Source organism: Empedobacter sp. UBA5036, from assembly GCF_002415215.1.
GTDB classification, from domain to species: domain Bacteria; phylum Bacteroidota; class Bacteroidia; order Flavobacteriales; family Weeksellaceae; genus Empedobacter; species Empedobacter falsenii_B.
This window is the reverse complement of record NZ_DICC01000055.1, coordinates 1-17,908: the sequence shown is the minus strand read 5'-3', so window position 1 is coordinate 17,908 and position 17,908 is coordinate 1. Positions and strand designations below refer to the sequence as shown.

The 17,908-nt window shown below is 32.9% G+C and carries 18 protein-coding genes and 1 rRNA gene; 17 read left to right on the top strand and 2 right to left on the bottom strand.

All coding sequences use genetic code 11. The annotated features are described in order from the left end of the window. Nucleotides 1-9 precede the first annotated feature (9 nt). The 3 genes from B4J88_RS10205 to B4J88_RS10195 all read left to right on the top strand — a co-directional run bounded on the left by B4J88_RS10205 (nt 10) and on the right by B4J88_RS10195 (nt 1,979). Nucleotides 10-1,071, top strand: coding sequence for a DUF2891 domain-containing protein (locus B4J88_RS10205; RefSeq protein ID WP_291067549.1), 1,062 nt, complete (start codon nt 10-12; stop codon nt 1,069-1,071). Between the two features lie 82 nt (nt 1,072-1,153). Continuing rightward, nucleotides 1,154-1,591, top strand: a complete 438-nt coding sequence (locus B4J88_RS10200) for a DoxX family membrane protein (RefSeq protein WP_219035384.1) — start codon at nt 1,154-1,156, stop codon at nt 1,589-1,591. A 91-nt stretch (nt 1,592-1,682) separates the two neighbouring features. Next, on the top strand, nt 1,683-1,979 hold the full coding sequence (locus B4J88_RS10195; protein WP_291067547.1) for a hypothetical protein: 297 nt from the start codon (nt 1,683-1,685) through the stop codon (nt 1,977-1,979). Between the two features lie 78 nt (nt 1,980-2,057). Here B4J88_RS10195 and dusB read toward each other — a convergent pair whose 3' ends face one another. Next, a complete protein-coding gene (gene dusB / locus B4J88_RS10190; RefSeq protein WP_291067545.1) occupies nt 2,058-3,053 on the bottom strand; it encodes a tRNA dihydrouridine synthase DusB in 996 nt (331 codons plus the stop codon). 32 nt (nt 3,054-3,085) lie between these two features. Between dusB and B4J88_RS10185 the strand changes: the two genes are divergently transcribed. The 8 genes from B4J88_RS10185 to atpG all read left to right on the top strand — a co-directional run bounded on the left by B4J88_RS10185 (nt 3,086) and on the right by atpG (nt 8,847). Further along, a complete protein-coding gene (locus B4J88_RS10185; protein WP_291067543.1) occupies nt 3,086-3,301 on the top strand; it encodes an AtpZ/AtpI family protein in 216 nt (71 codons plus the stop codon). 5 nt (nt 3,302-3,306) lie between these two features. After that, entirely contained in the window at nt 3,307-3,687 is a 381-nt protein-coding gene (locus B4J88_RS10180) for a hypothetical protein (protein WP_114997874.1), read from the top strand. A 78-nt stretch (nt 3,688-3,765) separates the two neighbouring features. Continuing rightward, nucleotides 3,766-4,899 carry a F0F1 ATP synthase subunit A gene (gene atpB, locus B4J88_RS10175; protein WP_286496235.1) on the top strand — a complete coding sequence of 378 codons (1,134 nt, stop codon included), beginning with the start codon at nt 3,766-3,768 and terminating at the stop codon, nt 4,897-4,899. A 54-nt stretch (nt 4,900-4,953) separates the two neighbouring features. Then, a complete protein-coding gene (gene atpE, locus B4J88_RS10170; RefSeq protein ID WP_013598300.1) occupies nt 4,954-5,163 on the top strand; it encodes an ATP synthase F0 subunit C in 210 nt (69 codons plus the stop codon). Between the two features lie 96 nt (nt 5,164-5,259). After that, complete coding sequence (locus B4J88_RS10165; protein ID WP_291067541.1) at nt 5,260-5,754, top strand: F0F1 ATP synthase subunit B; 495 nt, start codon at nt 5,260-5,262, stop codon at nt 5,752-5,754. A gap of 2 nt (nt 5,755-5,756) precedes the next feature. Then, the gene (atpH, locus tag B4J88_RS10160; RefSeq protein ID WP_291067540.1) at nt 5,757-6,317 is read left to right on the top strand and encodes an ATP synthase F1 subunit delta; all 561 of its coding nucleotides are present in this window, start codon (nt 5,757-5,759) and stop codon (nt 6,315-6,317) included. A gap of 11 nt (nt 6,318-6,328) precedes the next feature. Further along, on the top strand, nt 6,329-7,903 hold the full coding sequence (gene atpA / locus B4J88_RS10155; protein ID WP_291067538.1) for a F0F1 ATP synthase subunit alpha: 1,575 nt from the start codon (nt 6,329-6,331) through the stop codon (nt 7,901-7,903). A gap of 71 nt (nt 7,904-7,974) precedes the next feature. Beyond that, nucleotides 7,975-8,847: an ATP synthase F1 subunit gamma gene (gene atpG / locus B4J88_RS10150; RefSeq protein ID WP_221854234.1), complete on the top strand. Its 873-nt coding sequence runs from the start codon at nt 7,975-7,977 to the stop codon at nt 8,845-8,847. A gap of 452 nt (nt 8,848-9,299) precedes the next feature. Here atpG and glyA read toward each other — a convergent pair whose 3' ends face one another. Further along, nucleotides 9,300-10,574 (bottom strand): serine hydroxymethyltransferase, encoded by a 1,275-nt coding sequence (gene glyA, locus B4J88_RS10145; RefSeq protein WP_291067536.1) that lies wholly within the window; start codon nt 10,572-10,574, stop codon nt 9,300-9,302. A 561-nt stretch (nt 10,575-11,135) separates the two neighbouring features. Here glyA and B4J88_RS10140 point away from each other — a divergent pair. The 6 genes from B4J88_RS10140 to B4J88_RS10115 all read left to right on the top strand — a co-directional run. Continuing rightward, complete coding sequence (locus B4J88_RS10140; RefSeq protein WP_291067534.1) at nt 11,136-12,191, top strand: anhydro-N-acetylmuramic acid kinase; 1,056 nt, start codon at nt 11,136-11,138, stop codon at nt 12,189-12,191. Nucleotides 12,192-12,261: 70 nt separating this feature from the next. Then, on the top strand, nt 12,262-12,975 hold the full coding sequence (locus tag B4J88_RS10135; RefSeq protein WP_038335162.1) for an alpha/beta fold hydrolase: 714 nt from the start codon (nt 12,262-12,264) through the stop codon (nt 12,973-12,975). 2 nt (nt 12,976-12,977) lie between these two features. Continuing rightward, nucleotides 12,978-14,192 carry a sterol desaturase family protein gene (locus tag B4J88_RS10130; protein ID WP_291067532.1) on the top strand — a complete coding sequence of 405 codons (1,215 nt, stop codon included), beginning with the start codon at nt 12,978-12,980 and terminating at the stop codon, nt 14,190-14,192. Between the two features lie 83 nt (nt 14,193-14,275). Beyond that, the gene (nhaA, locus tag B4J88_RS10125) at nt 14,276-15,436 is read left to right on the top strand and encodes a Na+/H+ antiporter NhaA (RefSeq protein ID WP_114997858.1); all 1,161 of its coding nucleotides are present in this window, start codon (nt 14,276-14,278) and stop codon (nt 15,434-15,436) included. A gap of 96 nt (nt 15,437-15,532) precedes the next feature. Then, nucleotides 15,533-16,753 (top strand): bifunctional folylpolyglutamate synthase/dihydrofolate synthase, encoded by a 1,221-nt coding sequence (locus B4J88_RS10120; RefSeq protein WP_291067530.1) that lies wholly within the window; start codon nt 15,533-15,535, stop codon nt 16,751-16,753. A 925-nt stretch (nt 16,754-17,678) separates the two neighbouring features. Then, a 16S ribosomal RNA gene (locus B4J88_RS10115) occupies nt 17,679-17,908 on the top strand; the annotation flags it as partial.

The window sequence follows — 17,908 nt, the reverse complement described above, 5'->3', positions numbered from 1 at the left end:
ACAATCTTCATGAAACGATTTATTATCTTATCAACCTTTATATCATCTACAGTTTTTGCGCAAGAATTACACTTAGATCAAGCCAAAAAAATATTTGAATTACCAACGCATTGTATTTCTGTAGAATACCCGAATAAATTAGGAAATGTTTTGGGAAGTGATGCAGATCTTAAAACGCCAAAGCAATTGCGTCCAATTTTTTATGGTTGTTTTGATTGGCATTCGTCTGTGCATGGATTTTGGTCGATTGTGAAATTGATGAAAAATTTTCCTGAATTGGATCAAAATAATCAGGTTAGAAATGAGTTAAATCAATTGATTACAGCAGAAAATGTTGCGGTTGAAATGGCCTTTTTCAATGATAAAAATAACAAGAATTTCGAGCGTACTTATGGTTGGGCTTGGTTGTTACAATTGCAAATGGAATTGAATCATTGGCAAGATAAAGATGCGCAAGTTTGGGCAAAAAATATGAAACCTTTGAGTGATTTGATTATTGTTCGATACAAAGAATATTTGCCGAAATTAGTTTATCCAATTCGTACAGGTACGCATGATAACACAGCTTTTGGTTTGAGCTTAGCGATAGATTATGCACGTTCTGTGAATGATAAAACATTCGAAAAAGTGATTATTGATAATGCTAATCGTCTTTATTTAAAAGATAAAAGTTGCAATATTGCTTTCGAACCAAGTGGATCAGATTTTCTTTCTGCTTGTTTGGAAGAAGCTTTGTTGATGTCTAAAATTCATCCGCATGATGAATATAAAAAATGGCTGAAAGGATTTTTGCCTCTGTTACAAAAAAAGAATTTTGACTTGAAACCTGGTGTAGTTTCGGATCGTACAGATGGACATTTGGTGCATTTGGATGGATTGAATTTTAGTCGTGCAACGGCTTTGTATCAAATCGAACATAAATTGCCAGAGTTAAAACATTTGAATAAAATTGCGCAAAATCATCTCAATTATTCCTTAAATAATATTACAAATGACGATTATATGGGAAGTCATTGGTTGGGAACTTTTGCACTTTATGCGCTGAAAACGAAGCATGAAACAGAAAAATAGTTACGAATAATCTTTCTTAATCTAGTTTAAGATTTTTGAAGAAGCATTAATTTAGTTTTGTCGTATATAATAATTTATACTTATGACAAAACAAGGACTTCCTCAGCTTTTTTTAAGAATAGCTTTGGCTTTTTCCATGCTTTCAGCAGTTGCTGACCGTTTTGGAATTTGGACTGAAAACGTGTCTTGGGGGAATTGGGCATCTTTTGAAGATTATACTCGTACGTTAACTTTTTTTCTTCCAAAATATTTAAGTGAATTAGGAGCCTATGGTGCGACATTTTTAGAAATTCTATTTTCTATTTTATTATTAATAGGATTTAAAACAAGGATTACAGCACTAGGTACATTTTTACTTTTAACAATTTTTGCATTAGCTATGTCTATTGCCTTTGGTGTAAAAGCTACTTTTGATTATTCTGTTTGGACAAGTGCGACAGCAGCACTTTTACTTGCTGTACAATCTCAGTATTTATTTAGTATTGATCAATTAATGATTAATAAAAATGTTGTAGATTGAAAATTAGCTAATAATAGGGATTTTATAACGATAGAATTGAATCTAAATTTGTTTCAAACAAAACTAATACGAAACATTAAATTTTAATTCTATGAAAAAATATTTTTATATCGTCATCGCAATTTTAGGTCTTGCAGCATTCGGATTTAGTCAATATTCGAAAAGTCAATTAGAAGATCAATTGGCTAAAACTGGGAAATGCGTAGAAGGTGTTGTTGTGGAAACTAGCGGAACATTTAAACGTCCGAAAGCAACGATACAATATCCTGTAAATGATGAAGTTTATGAAGTTACTTTACGATCTAGAGCAGATGTGGACGAAGTTGTATTGATAAAATATGATACGCTGAATCCAGAAGAAGTGTTGCTTGTAGATAATTGTAATTAATTATAGTCTCAAGTTTAAATGAAAAATCCACAAAGTTTTTTGGTGGATTTTTTTATATTAATGAATTATCTCTAACGATTAAATTTCTTCTAATGTTGGAATAAATTCTTTTTCGATTTTTTCGAAAGTCTGCATCAAATCAACAAGATTATCTTGTGTGACTAATTTTGTACGATAAGGTTTGAAATTAGGAATTCCTTTGAAATAATTGGTATAATGCATACGTGTTTCCAAAATCCCTGTACGTTCACCTTTCCAATCAATCGCCCAATTTAAGTGATTTTTAGCCGCTTCCATTCGTTCTACAATTGTTGGTTCTGGTAACAATTCTCCTGTTTCTCGATAATGTTTAATTTGCTCGAAAATCCAAGGATAACCAATCGCCGCACGACCAATCATCACACCATCTACACCGTATTTTTCTTTGTATTCGATCGCTTTTTGTGGAGAATCAATATCTCCATTTCCAAAAATTGGAATCTCAATATTAGGGTTCGCTTTTACCTTTGCAATCGGTTCCCAATTCGCTTGTCCTTTATACATCTGCGTACGCGTACGTCCGTGAATTGACAATGCTTTGATACCTGTTTCTTGTAAACGTTCGGCAACTTCATAAATGTTAATTGAATCAGAATCCCAGCCTAAACGAGTTTTTACAGTAACAGGTAAATGCGTACTTTCAACAACAGATTTTGTTAAACGTACCATCAAATCAATATCTTTTAAAACACCAGCTCCTGCGCCTTTACAAACCACTTTTTTTACGGGACATCCAAAGTTAATATCAACAATATCTGGTTGAACAGTTTCAACAATTTTAGCTGACATCGCCATTGCCTCTTCATCTCCACCAAAAATCTGAATACCAATTGGACGTTCGTAATCAAAAATATCTAATTTTTGACGACTTTTTATTGCATCACGAATCAATCCTTCAGAAGAAATAAACTCTGTATACATCAAGTCTGCACCATGCATTTTGCATAGGCGACGAAATGGCGGATCACTCACATCTTCCATTGGTGCAAGCAATAAAGGGAAGTCTGGTAATTCTATGTTTCCTATCTTTACCACGAAATAATTTTTTGCAAAATTACATAAAACTTATGAAAGAAGAACGAAAGTCCGAAGGTGTAAATCAATATTTAAAATTTTCTGCGATGGGAACACAGATGGCGGTAACGATTGCGTTATTTGCTTGGTTAGGAACATTTTTGGATAAAAAAATGGAAACAGAGAAGCCATTATGGACGGCTGGCTTATCTTTGCTGGGAGTTTTTGCAGGATTATATTTGATGTTGAAGCAATTACCAAAAAAATAATTTTAATGATTAAGAAATTTATTCTTTTAGCACTTTCTTTTATTGCAATGGTTGCAATTTTTTGTGGTATTCATTACGCAATTGTTGAGCATTATAATTTTAGCGAAAATCCGCTAATTGTTCCAAAAATGTATTTAATAATTGGATTAATTACATTAATGATTTTGCAAGTTGGTTGTTTTGTGAAGATAAAATTTCCAGAATATGTTGGTTTTGCCTTTATGGGAGGGATGATTGCGAAGATGGCAATTGTATTAGCATTGATTGTTGTGAATGAACAAATTAAATCAAATGTTGTGCAATTAATTATAAGTTATTTTGTAATTTTGCTAGCCGAAGTTTTAGTGTTTATTCGCTTAATTAATTTAAAGTTAAAAAAAGTTTAATGATTTTTAGCATTTGACTTTGGTAAGTGGTTAATTTACTATAATTTTGCACGCAATTTAGAAACAAAGGAATTATACATGAAATTTTCAGCGTTATTAGCGTTTTTATTACTTTTCAATTTCGGATTTGCCTCTACAGCAGTTCCGCACGAAAGTCTTCCAAAAACGTTTGAGGAGTTAATTAAAAGTGAGCAAGTAAAAAGTCAAGAGGAAGCTACTAAAGTGAAATCTGGCGAATCTACATTTAACCCAGTTCCAGGTATCATGCACCACATTGCAGATGCGCACGATTGGCATTTATGGGGAGAAGGAGAAAAAAGTGTAGGAGTTGCATTACCTGTTATTTTATGGGATAATGGTTTACAAGTTTTTATGTCTTCTAAATTTCACCACAATGAAGCGATTGTTGAAAGTAACGGAAATTACTACATCAATTACCACGAAAAAATCTACAAAACAGATGCGCAGGGTACAATCAAACCTCACGTAGACGAAAAAGGAGCTATTCATTTAGAGAATGAAAAACCATTAGATTTTTCTATTACGAAAAATGTAACATCAATGTTAATCTCTTTCGTGATTTTAATCTTAGTTTTCTCTGCAGTTGCATCTAACTACAAAAAAGGAAATATGGTACCAAAAGGTATCGCAGGATTCATCGAGCCAATTATTATTTTTGTTCGTGATGAAGTAGCGATTCCAAATATTGGTGAGAAAAAATACGCGAAATTTATGCCTTATTTATTAACGTTATTTTTCTTCATTTGGATCAACAATTTATTAGGATTGTTACCAGGTGCAGCTAACGTTACAGGTAATATCGCAGTTACGTTTGTATTAGCATTAATTGCATTAATCGTAATTAATTTCTCAGGAAATAAAGGTTACTGGGGACATATGTTATGGATGCCAGGTGTACCGGTTCCAGTAAAATTAATTTTAGCTCCAATTGAGTTAATCGGGATTATTACAAAACCTTTCGCCTTAATGATTCGTTTATTTGCGAACATTACAGCAGGTCACATCATCATTATGTCGTTAATTTCGTTAATCTTTATTTTCCAAACAGAAGCTATGGCAGGTGGATCTATTCCATTAGCGTTATTTATCTACTGTTTAGAGTTATTAGTAGCGGCATTACAAGCGTTCGTATTCACAATGTTAGTTTCGTTATTTATCGGAACAGCAGTAGCAGAACACGATCACCATTAAGAATAAAATATAAAAAACAATAAAATAATTTTTTAATAATTAAATACAATTATCATGACAGGAAGTATTGCAGCAATCGGAGCTGGTTTAGCAGTTTTAGGAGTTGGTTTAGGTATCGGTAAAATCGGTGGATCAGCTATGGAAGGAATCGCTAGACAACCAGAAGCGGCTTCAAAAATTCAAACAGCTATGATTATCGCAGCAGCCTTAATCGAGGGTGCAGGTTTATTCGGTATCGTAGTTGCGTTATTAGGTAACGGATAATATTTGAATTAAAATTAGCTTCAATAACGGTTGGTTGTTGAAGCTAATTCATTAAAAAATTAATTAGTAAAAAATAAAATTTAATACATACACACAATGGATTTAATTACACCTTCAGTTGGTCTTATTTTTTGGACTGCGGTAGTTTTTATCATCTTATTAGTATTGTTAAGATCATTAGCATGGAAACCAATTTTATCTGCTGTTAAAGATAGAGAACAATCTATTCAAGATGCATTAGACGCAGCTAAAAAAGCGAAAGAAGAGATGGCTTTACTTAATGCTCAAAACGAGAAAATCTTAAAAGAAGCTCGTGCAGAACGTGATGCAATCTTAAAAGAAGCGCGTGAAATGAAAGAAAATATCATCAACGAGGCGAAAAATTCTGCATCTGTAGAAGCTAACAAATTAATTGAGAACGCAAAAGCAGCTATCCAAAATGAAAAAGTATCAGCTATGGCAGATATCAAAAATCAAGTTGGACAGTTATCTATTGAAATTGCTGAAAAAATATTAACTAAAGAATTGTCAGACAAATCTGCACAAGAAGCTTTAGTGAATGATGTTATTGATCAAGTTAAATTCAATTAATCATGGCAGGATTCAGAGCAGCACATAGATATGCTAAAGGTTTGATGGAGTTTGCGAATGGAGCAAGCCAAAAAGACGTAGTGTATGCTGAAATGAATGATGTTCGCAAAGTCATTAAAGAGAATGATGATTTAAGAGTTTTCTTAAATTCTCCAGTGATTGATGCAAAGAAAAAAGAAGCTGTATTGAGTGAGATTTTCAAATCTTTATCAAAAACTTCTCAAACATTCATTTCGTTAGTCGTAAGACATGGTAGAGAAAATATTTTGTCTAAAATTGCAGATCAGTTTATTTCATTATACGATTTAGCAAATAATATTGTAACAGCAGAAATTACTTCGGCAGTACAATTAGATCAAAATACAATTGATAATATTGTAGCAAAAGCAAAACAAACTTTAGCTACAAATAGTCAAGTAAAAGTAGAGAACAAAATTGATGCATCTTTAATTGGAGGTTTCGTTTTAAAAATAGGAAACAATCAAGTTGATTCGTCAATCAAAACTAAGTTAGCTACATTAAAAAAAGATTTTTCGAAAAACGAATACATTCCTAAATTTTAAATATTTCAGAAATGCCAGAAATAAATCCAGCTGAAGTTTCAGCTATATTAAAACAACAACTTACAAGCTTTGATTCATCAGTTGAATTAGCAGAAGTAGGAACCGTTCTAACTGTTGGGGATGGTATTGCTCGTGTTTACGGGTTAGACAATGCTCAATACGGAGAATTAGTAGAATTCTCAAACGGGTTAGAAGGAATGGTACAAAACCTTGAAGAAGACAATGTAGGTATTGTACTTTTCGGACCTTCAAAAGGTATTAAAGAAGGTGACACTGTAAAACGTACAAACAAAATTGCATCTATTAACGTAGGTGAAGGAATGTTAGGACGTGTTGTAGATATGTTAGGAAATCCTATCGATGGTAAAGGACCAATCGAAGGACAATTATATGAAATGCCTATCGAGCGTAAAGCTCCTGGGGTTATCTATCGTCAACCAGTAAACGAACCATTACAAACAGGTATCGTTTCTATTGACTCGATGATTCCAATTGGACGTGGACAACGTGAGTTAATCATTGGTGACCGTCAAACAGGTAAAACTTCTGTTGCTTTAGATGCAATCTTAAATCAAAAAGAGTTTTACGATAGAGGTGAAACAGTTTTCTGTATCTATGTTGCAGTAGGACAAAAAGGTTCTACAGTTGCAGGAATCATGAAAACATTACAAGACCACGGTGCCGATAAATATACAGTAGTAGTTGCTGCTAATGCATCTGATCCTGCTCCAATGCAAGTATATGCTCCAATGGCAGGTGCTGCAATCGGAGAGTACTTCCGTGACTCTGGTCGTCCAGCATTAATTGTTTATGATGATTTATCTAAACAAGCTGTTGCATACCGTGAGGTGTCTTTATTATTACGTCGCCCACCAGGACGTGAAGCATATCCTGGAGACGTTTTCTACTTACACTCTCGTTTATTAGAGCGTGCTGCAAAAGTAATCAAAGATGATGCAATTGCATCTCAAATGAATGATTTACCAGAATCTATGAAAGGTATCGTAAAAGGTGGTGGTTCTTTAACTGCTTTACCAATTATCGAAACTCAAGCTGGTGACGTTTCTGCATATATCCCAACAAACGTAATTTCGATTACAGATGGACAAATCTTCTTAGAGTCTGATTTATTCAACTCAGGTGTTCGTCCAGCGATCAACGTAGGTATCTCTGTATCTCGTGTTGGTGGTTCTGCACAAACAAAACCAATGAAAAAAGTATCTGGTACATTAAAATTAGACCAAGCACAATATCGTGAGTTAGAAGCTTTCGCGAAATTTGGTTCTGATTTAGATGCAGCTACAAAGAACGTAATTGGTAAAGGTGAACGTAACGTTGAGTTATTAAAACAAGGTGTTAACGCTCCAATTCCAGTAGAAGAACAAGTAGCAGTTATTTATGCTGGTACTAACGGTATGTTGAAAAACGTTCCAGTTAACCAAGTGAAAGAGTGGCAAGCTGATTTTGTTGAGTTAATGCGCAACAAATATGCAGACACTTTAACATCTATCCGTTTAGGTAAATGGACTGATGAAATTATGGATGTATTGAAGAAAGTTATCACAGAAACTACTTCTAAATACTAATAAAATATAAATGAAACTTAGAGGTTTCCGAATCTCTAAGTTCCTTTTAATCCTTCATCTCAAATAGAATTATGCCAAATTTAAAAGATATACGTAACCGTATTACTTCTGTAGGTTCTACAATGCAGATTACAAGTGCTATGAAATTAGTTTCTGCTGCAAAACTAAAACGTGCTACAGATTCTATCGTACAGTTACGTCCTTATGCAGATAAATTACGTGAACTTTTACAAAATGTAAGTTCTACTTTAGAAGCTGAAGTAGGAGGTGCATTAACAGAAGAGCGCGAAGTTAATAAAGTACTTTTAGTCGTTATTAACTCAAATAGAGGTTTATGTGGAGGATACAACTCAAGCATCATCAAAAAAGTAAATGCGTTATTAGCTGGCGAATTAGCAAGTAAACACGTAGAGATTTTAGCAATTGGTAAAAAAGCTAATGATACTTTTAGTAAAACACAAACTATCTATAAAAATGCATCAAGCATTTGGGATAATTTAAATTTTGCAGATGTAGCTGAAATTGCAGACGATTTAGTAGAGAAATTTACTGCAGGTGACTTTGATCAAATCAGAATTATCTACAATCAATTTCAAAATGCAGCTGTTCAAATTGTACAAGACGAACAATTTTTACCAGTCGTTTTAGAGAAAACTGAAGAAGAAGCAAACAATTCAGCAGAGTTAGATTATATCTTCAACCCTTCGAAAGAAGAAATTTTAAGAGACTTAATCCCTCAAACGTTGAAAACGCAATTATTCAAAGCCGTATTAGATGCTAACGCTTCTGAGCACGGAGCACGTATGACTGCAATGCATAAAGCAACAGACAACGCAAGCGAGTTACAAAAAGGATTGAAAATTCAATACAATAAAGCTCGTCAAGCTGCTATTACAAACGAGATCTTAGAGATCGTTGGTGGTGCAGAAGCATTGAATGCGTAAGAACAAAGACTTATATTATTTTAAATAGAAAAGCAACTTCATCTCGAAGTTGCTTTTTTTATAATGTTTACTTTAGATTATAAAGAAGTAATAAAACTTTTAATAGATTCTAACAATTATATTTATCATTCGGAATAAAAATCTATAAAACACTTTTGAATAATTATTCTTTAACATATGTATTGAAGAAATACTTCTACTTAGTTATTACTTTATTCAGGATGATAATTTGTGTAATCATATATCTAATTAGAATTCTTATTAGTTCAATCTTATTATAAGTTAGAATGAAATAAATTATTTCCTCAAGACATTTCAATAAAAACGTCAAGTGATTTTACCTAAAACCTAAGGAGGTTTTAGGTAAAATGTCTCGACGTTTTATATCAAACAAAAAGTCCTAAGCAATGCTCAGGACTTTTCTATTGTTATAATCGAAACTTAGTTTCTACTTATTTCATTTGAAATAATGGGCGAGAAGACATAAACTCATTTACACGATCTGCAACTCCATCAATGATTTCTTCGTTATTAATATTCATTAATACTTCGTCAATCAAGTCAGCAACAGTTTGCATATCTGCTTCAACCAACCCACGAGTTGTTACAGCTGCCGTACCCAAACGAATCCCCGATGTAATGAAAGGAGATTTATCATCGAAAGGAACCATGTTTTTGTTACAAGTGATTTCTGCCAAAACTAAAGCGTTTTCTGCTTGTTTCCCAGAAATACCTTTGTTACGTAAGTCGATTAACATACAGTGATTATCTGTACCTCCAGAAACAATGTCATAACCTCTTGCAACCAATGCCGCAGCCAAAGCCTTCGCATTCTTCACAACTTGTACAATATAGTCCATATAACCGTCAGATAATGCCTCTTCAAAAGCAACAGCTTTAGACGCGATTACATGCTCCAAAGGACCACCTTGTGTACCAGGGAACACTGCTCCGTTCAAGATTTGAGACATCATTTTCACTTCATTTTTAGGAGTTTTTGCTCCCCAAGGGTTCTCAAAATCTTTCCCCATCATAATAACTCCACCACGAGGACCACGTAAAGTCTTGTGAGTTGTCGTCGTTACGATATGACAATGAGGCATAGGATCGTTCAAGATTCCGCGGGCAATTAATCCAGCAGGATGCGAGATATCAGCCAATAACAAAGCACCAACTTCATCAGCTACCTCACGAAATTTAGCATAATCTATGTCTCTTGAGTAAGCCGAAGCACCACAAATTATCATTTGAGGCTTCTCTTTACGAGCAGTTTCTGCCATAGCTTCGTAGTCAATTCTCCCCGTCTCTTTGTCCACTCCATAAAAAGAAGTTTGGTAAGTTAACCCAGAAAAGTTAACAGGAGAACCGTGTGTTAAGTGACCTCCGTGAGATAAATCGAATCCTAAGATCTTGTCTCCTGGTTTCAAACACGCTAAGTAAACAGCTGCATTTGCCTGAGAACCTGAGTGAGGTTGCACGTTTGCATACTCCGCATTAAACAACGCTTTCAAACGATCAATTGCAATAGTTTCCACTTCGTCTACAACTTCGCAACCACCGTAGTAGCGCTTTCCAGGGTAACCTTCTGCATATTTATTTGTTAAAACAGAACCCATCGCGCGCATTACGTTGTCCGAAACAAAGTTTTCTGACGCGATTAATTCAATTCCATTCAGTTGTCTTTCTTTTTCTTCTTCAATCAAATCGAAGATTACATCTTGTGCCATGTTTTGTTTGTATTAATTGTGTTTCAAATATAAGCTTTTATCATTAGAATTTCTAACTGATATATTCGCAATAACCTAAGAATTATGAAAACAATTTTTCTTATCATTTGGGCGTTCCCTTCGGGCGGGCTATCCGTTGCAATCTTTGCTTTGCAACTCCGCTATCGCTTCGTTTCACGCAAAGGATTTCTACTACTATCACTAACGCATCTCGAGTTGTGAGTAATAAGTTCTGAGTTTTGAGTAATAATATTTATACTTTTTTCAGAATCATACCTTATTAATAATTGAAAACCAATTTACTTATTCAAAGGAATTTCAAATGACCTTTCAATAAAAAGGCGTAAAAAAATGAAGAAATTCGAAGCGATAAAAAGATTTAACCGATAGGTTTTTAAATCTTTTCGCGTAGAATGAATCATTTTTAGCCGATTTATTGAGGTCTTGATTTTTTTGTTTCGTTTTTTCATCAAGGAAAAAATGAAAATAGTTTTCTAAGTTCTTCAAAATTTCTAATTTCTAAACCAATAAACTATCAATTTCTCTCATTAAATTTACAGCATGAAAAACCCTACTTTTTGCATTGGTTTAATGTCTGGAACTTCGTTAGATGGTTTGGATATTTGCTATGTCCGATTTGATGATAACCAACATTTCGAAATTTTACTTGCCGAAACTATAGATTATTCATCTGATTGGCGAAAAAAACTAACAGAAGCTTTTCAATATTCGGCAATAGATTTATGTCAATTAGATGTAGAGTTTGGTTATTTTCTTGGGGAGAAAGTAAAAGAATTTATTCATAAAAATAAGATTGGAAAAGTAGATTTTGTTGCATCTCACGGGCAAACTATTTTTCATCAACCGCAGAAATCATTCACTTTGCAAATAGGAAACGGTGCAGCAATAGCGTCGCGTTGTCAACAAAAAGTGGTGTGTGATTTCAGAACACAAGACGTTATTTTAGGAGGACAAGGAGCCCCTTTGGTTCCGATTGGAGACGAATTATTATTTTCTAACTATGATGCATGTTTAAACCTTGGAGGTTTTTCGAATATTTCGATGAATAGAAATGGAAAACGAATTGCGTTTGATATTTGTCCGATTAATATTGTTTTGAATCATTATGCCAAACAACTCGGGTTTGAATATGATATAAATGGAGAATTAGCAGAACAAGGATATATTAATACTACATTAGTTGGAGAATTGAACCTTCTGAATTTTTATCATCAACCTTTCCCAAAATCATTAGGTTTTGAATGGGTAACGAATGAGTTTTTAACAATTGTTGATAAGTACGATATTCCTACCGAAGATAAACTGAGAAGTTGTGTGGAGCATTTCGTAATTCAAATTAAAAATACCTTTGCTTTATACGATATCAACAATGTGTTGATAACTGGAGGAGGAGTTCGAAATTCATTTTTTATCAATCGTTTACGAGAATTATCAACTGTTGAAATCATCATTCCAACTGATAATTTAATTGATTTTAAAGAAGCTTTAATTTTTGCATTCCTTGGATATCGACGTGTTCATAACGAAATAAATTGTTTGGCATCTGTAACAGGAGCGAGCAAAGACCATTCGTCTGGAATTATATATAATCTATAAAATCTATATAATTAATAGAGTTTAAAAATATTTTATTTACATTTGTTCGGTAACAAAGAATAAATGCGATATGAAATATTCGAAAAATAAAGATGTTATTTTACTTCATGGCTTATTTGGAAGCCTTAGTAATTGGGGAAATGTTATCAAGAATCTTGAAGAAAATTACAATGTTTATACACCAACTTTTCCTTTATTTTCTACTCATTTCAAAAGAAATTCACTTCAAAATTTAGTTCAATTTCTAGAAAATTATATTAAATCCAATAAAATTGAAAATCCAATATTAATTGGAAATTCTTTGGGTGGACATATTGCGTTGTTATATGCGTTGGCGCATCCAAATTTGGTTGATAAATTGATTTTAGCAGGAAGTTCTGGTTTATATGAAAACAATTTACAAGCTTCTTTTGTACGTGTGCGAGATTATGAGTATATCAAAAATAAGGTAGAAGAAGTTTTTGAAACAAAAAATGTTGTTACAAAAGAATTGGTAGATGATGTTTTTTCGACCGCTAATACGCCTACAAAAGCTTTGTCTATAATTTCGATTGCGCGAGATGCAAAGCGACAAAATTTGAAACATCTTTTACATAAAATAGATCAGCCAGTTTTGTTAGTTTGGGGAAAACAAGATATTGTGACACCGCCAGATGTTGCTGAAGAGTTTTTTGCACATTTACCTAATGCAAAATTAGCTTATATCGATCATTGTGGTCATGTGCCGATGATGGAGCAGCCGATACTTTTTAATCAACATATTAATCAATTTTTAAGTGCTTAAAAATGAATCATCCCGAGTATTTAGCTTTTGCTTTACCAGCTTTTTTTCTTTTTTTATGGCTTGAATATGTAGTTGTTAAAAAGAAGAAATTAAAGAATATCTATAAATATGAAAGTTCGGTTTCTAATATTTCAATAGGAATTGCAGAACGATTATTGAATCTTTTTATTACGGTAAGTTTTTACAATTTGTATGTTTGGATTTACGAAAATTATCGTCTTTTAGATATTTCAAATGCTTGGTGGATTTGGGTTGTGATGCTTTTAGCGACAGATTTTGTTTGGTATTGGTATCATCGTTTGGGACATGAAGTCAATATTTTTTGGGGAGCCCATATTGTGCATCATCAATCCGAAGAATTCAATTTCACGGTTGCGGCTCGTATCACGACTTTGCAAGCAATTGTTCGCAATGTTTTTTGGTGTATTTTGCCTTTTATTGGTTTTCATCCAAACTTAGTAATGACCATTTTAGTGATTCATGGCGTGTATTCTTTTTTTACGCATACGCAGATTTTGGAGAAACAAAAATGGCTTGAATATATTTTTATAACGCCTTCTCTTCATGGTGTTCATCATGCTTCTGACGAAAAATATTTGGACAAAAATTATGGAGATGTATTTGTTTTTTGGGACAAATTATTTGGTACTTTTCAGAAAGAAGAAGAAAAACCCAAATATGGATTAACTCATCCTATCAATAGTTACAGTTTTTTGTGGCAACATTTTCATTATTATTTAGAGTTGTACGAGGCTGCTCGAAGAAAATCATCTATTAAAGAAAAATTGACAATATATTTTGGTAGTCCAGCGGTTATGGATCAGGAAATAAGACCAATTATTGAAAAGAAATGGATGTCTAAGAATAAAGTGAATAGTTATCATTTCAAATACAAAGGTTATATTAATTTACAATTGATTTTATCGTTTTTTGCGATGAGTATTCTAACATATTACTTTGATCAATTTGATAATTTAACCAAAGGTTTCTTCGTTGTATTTGTCTTGATTACATTAATAAATATTGGTGCACAATTAGAACAAAAAAGATGGGTACCGTATTTAGAACATATTAGATTTTTAGTGTTTTGTAGTTTTTTTATCATTCAATCTCATAATTATTTCTTGCTGATTTTACCTTTCATATTTGTTTTTATCATCGAAAAGATGTTTAATTTTAGCAATTGGTATCAAAAAAGTATTTTAAAGATTATATAAATGATAATTTAGGTCTTATTGTTTCGTTTAGATTAGGCGGTTAAAAACGAGTTCATTATTTTTACCAAATTAAAAAAAATAAAATGATTGTTTCTAAACTATTTCAAAAATTTATTCATAGCCAAACTTCTGGCGGAATTACTTTAATTTTCTGTACACTATTTTCGTTAATTGTTGCCAATTCAATGTTTGCTGATTCTTACCAAAGCCTTTGGCATTTGGATCTATTCGGGCATTCTTTTGCACATTGGATTAACGATGGGCTAATGGCCATTTTCTTTTTCTTAATTGGATTAGAATTAAAACGTGAAATGCTAATTGGAGAACTTTCCAATGTAAAGAAAGCAATTTTACCCATTTTTGCTGCAGTTGGAGGTATGTTACTTCCTGCTGGAATTTTTGCTGCTTTGAATTACGGAACTGATACCATTAATGGATTTGGAATTCCAATGGCTACTGATATTGCATTTGCCGTTGCAGTGATTACAATGTTAGGTAAAAGAGTACCAATGTCTTTAAAAGTGTTTTTAACGGCACTTGCAGTAATTGATGATTTAGGTGCTATTTTGGTGATTGCATTATTTTATCCTAATCCTGAGTTACCTTTTGATATTACTCAATTTGGGATTGCAATGGGTGTTTTAGCTTTATTATTTGGTTTAAATCGAATGAAGGTGAATACAATCATACCTTATATAATTGGTGGAATTATTGTATGGTGGTTTATGTTACACTCAGGAATACACGCAACAATTGCAGGTGTTTTAGTGGCTTTTACAATTCCTTTTAATAAAGATCAATCCAAATCTCTTTGTGCAAAAGCAGAACACTTTTTACATTTACCAGTTGCCTTCATCATTTTACCATTATTCGCTTTAGCAAATACAGCAATTACTATTGATGGTGGAGGATTCTCACATTTTAGTTTCCCGTTAGCAGCTGGAATTTTCTTAGGTTTAGTAGTAGGTAAACCAATTGGTGTAACCTTAGCGACTTTTATAGCTGTAAAATTGGGATTAAGTGAATTGCCAACAGCTGTAAACTTTAAACGTGTTTTTGGTGCAGGAATGTTAGCAGGAATTGGTTTTACAATGTCTATTTTCGTATCGATTTTGGCGTTTAAAGATCCTGATTATGTGAATGAAGCTAAATTAATGATTCTTGTAGCTTCGGTAGCTGCAGCAGTTTTTGGATTCTTTTATTTAAAAAGAACTTTAACGACTCGTCAGGATTATTCAGATTAATTGAACAAAATATTCATCATATCAAGTCGATTTTTTCTTCGGAAGAAATCGACTTTTATTTTATCCCTGCGTATCTTCGTATAAATTTTTGTACAAATGAGAACGTATCAAGAAACCATTGATTGGTTATTTTCTAATTTACCAATGTTTCAACGTGTTGGAGCATCAGCAATGAAAGCAGATTTAACAAATATTACAGCTTTATGCGAATATATGGGAAATCCTCAAACTAAATTTAAAACTGTTCATATTGCAGGAACAAATGGTAAAGGAAGTACGTCTCATATGTTGGCTTCTATTTTTCAGGAAGCGGGGTACAAAACAGGTTTAACAACTTCTCCACATCTCAAAGATTTTCGCGAACGAATTCGTGTAAATGGAGCAATGGCTGATGAAGAATTTGTGATTGACTTTGTAAGTAAACATGAAAAAAAAATCATCGATCAAAAAGCGTCTTTTTTCGAAATAGCAATTGCGATGGCTTTCGAATATTTTGCACAACAAAATGTAGATATCGCAATTATAGAAACTGGTTTGGGCGGACGATTAGATTCAACTAATATTATTTTACCAGAACTTTCTGTGATTACGAACATTGGTTTAGACCATACACAATTTTTGGGTGATACATTGGACAAAATTGCATTTGAAAAAGCTGGAATAATCAAACCAAATACTGCGGTTGTAATTGGTGAAACAACAGCCGAGACAAAACCAGTTTTTGAGCAAGTTGCAAAAGATAGAAATGCTGAAATCATTTTTGCAGAAGAAAAACATTTTCAAGATTTACCTTCAGATTTGAAAGGTTCTTATCAAATCAAAAATAAACGTACCGTTTTAACCGCTATTGAACAATTGCAAAAACAAGGTTGGACAATTTCTTCTGAAAATATTACAAATGGCTTATTGAATGTTGTAAAGAATACAAATTTACGCGGACGTTGGGATATTTTAGGACAACATCCATTAATTGTTGCAGATACAGCGCACAATCCGCATGGTTTAGCAGAAGTTTCGAAACAAATAAATGAACAAGCGTACAATCAATTACATTTAGTTTTAGGATTTGTGAATGATAAAGATGTTTTATCTATTTTAAATTTTTTTCCAAAAAAAGCAACCTATTATTTCTGTCAACCAGATGTTCCTCGAAAATATGATATCGATGAATTGTATAAAATAATTCCAGAAGATATTACCGATAAACACTTTTTTGATACAGTAGAAAAGGCATTAATTGCAGCAAAATCAAATGCAACAGAAAATGACATGATTTACATTGGGGGTAGTACTTTTGTTGTAGCTGAGGTTATTTAATTCTAGAGTATAATAAACATTGATTAGCATAACAACGATAACAATAATTACTATCAACTAAAAAAGGAGAACCTCATGTTCTCCTTTTTTTTGATTCTGTCACTCCTATTTTATAAAAGAGCTTCTTTATAGAAACTTAATTATGATGTCATCAGCATCGTATCCATTATATTATTAACTATACTGAATAAATTATTCTCGCTTTGCGACAATTCCTCCCGAGTAGTTAACTATAAAGTATCCCTTTTTCTTTTCTTTTTGTTAAGAAAAGCAAAAGGTCTAATCATTTTATGAAGTTAAAAGGCATTCTTGAGTAATTAACAAGTTTAATTTTCCTGTCGTTTCGAGCTTGTCGAGAAATCTATCTCGTTATAATTTTCTGCGGTAAAAACGGGCTTTTCCCGTCTAAAATCTCTTATCTCGCATCTCACATCTAAAAATTCTCAAAAAATATTTCCCGTCATAACAGTTAGTTAGGGATATAAAGTAAAATAAATGTAAAATGTGTTTGGAAGTTCGGAAAAATGGGTTGTATATTTGCAATCCCAATACGAAAGACGAGTAGTATTGTAGTTGACATAAAGTAAAACAAGCGACAAAATTTTTAAAAATAAATTTTGTTGAATTAGAAATAAGTTTTACCTTTGCGACCGCAAATAACGAGAGTGATTTTGCTGCGAAGTAAATTGACTTATTGAAATAAAAACTTTAAATTTTTTAAAATAAAATTTTGTTAGTTAAAAAAATAAGTATTACCTTTGCAACCGCAAATACCGAGAGGATTTGCTAAATGAGAAGTTCATTTGAAATTATAAAATATACAGAAGAAAAAATAGCCGAATAAAACGAAGTCAATCCTTTAATAATGGAGCTATAGGAAATTCGAAGTTGTAAAAACATAGGTAGCAATACCAAAAGAAAAATTACAATGGAGAGTTTGATCCTGGCTCAGGATGAACGCTAGCGGGAGGCTTAACACATGCAAGCCGAGGGGTATAGTTCTTTCGGGAGCTAGAGACCGGCGCACGGGTGAGTAACGCGTATGCAACTTGCCCTACTGAAAAGGATAGCCCTTCGAAAGGCGGATTAATACTTTATAACAGATTTAATGGCATCATTAGATTTTGAATGATTTATCGCAGTAGGATAGGCATG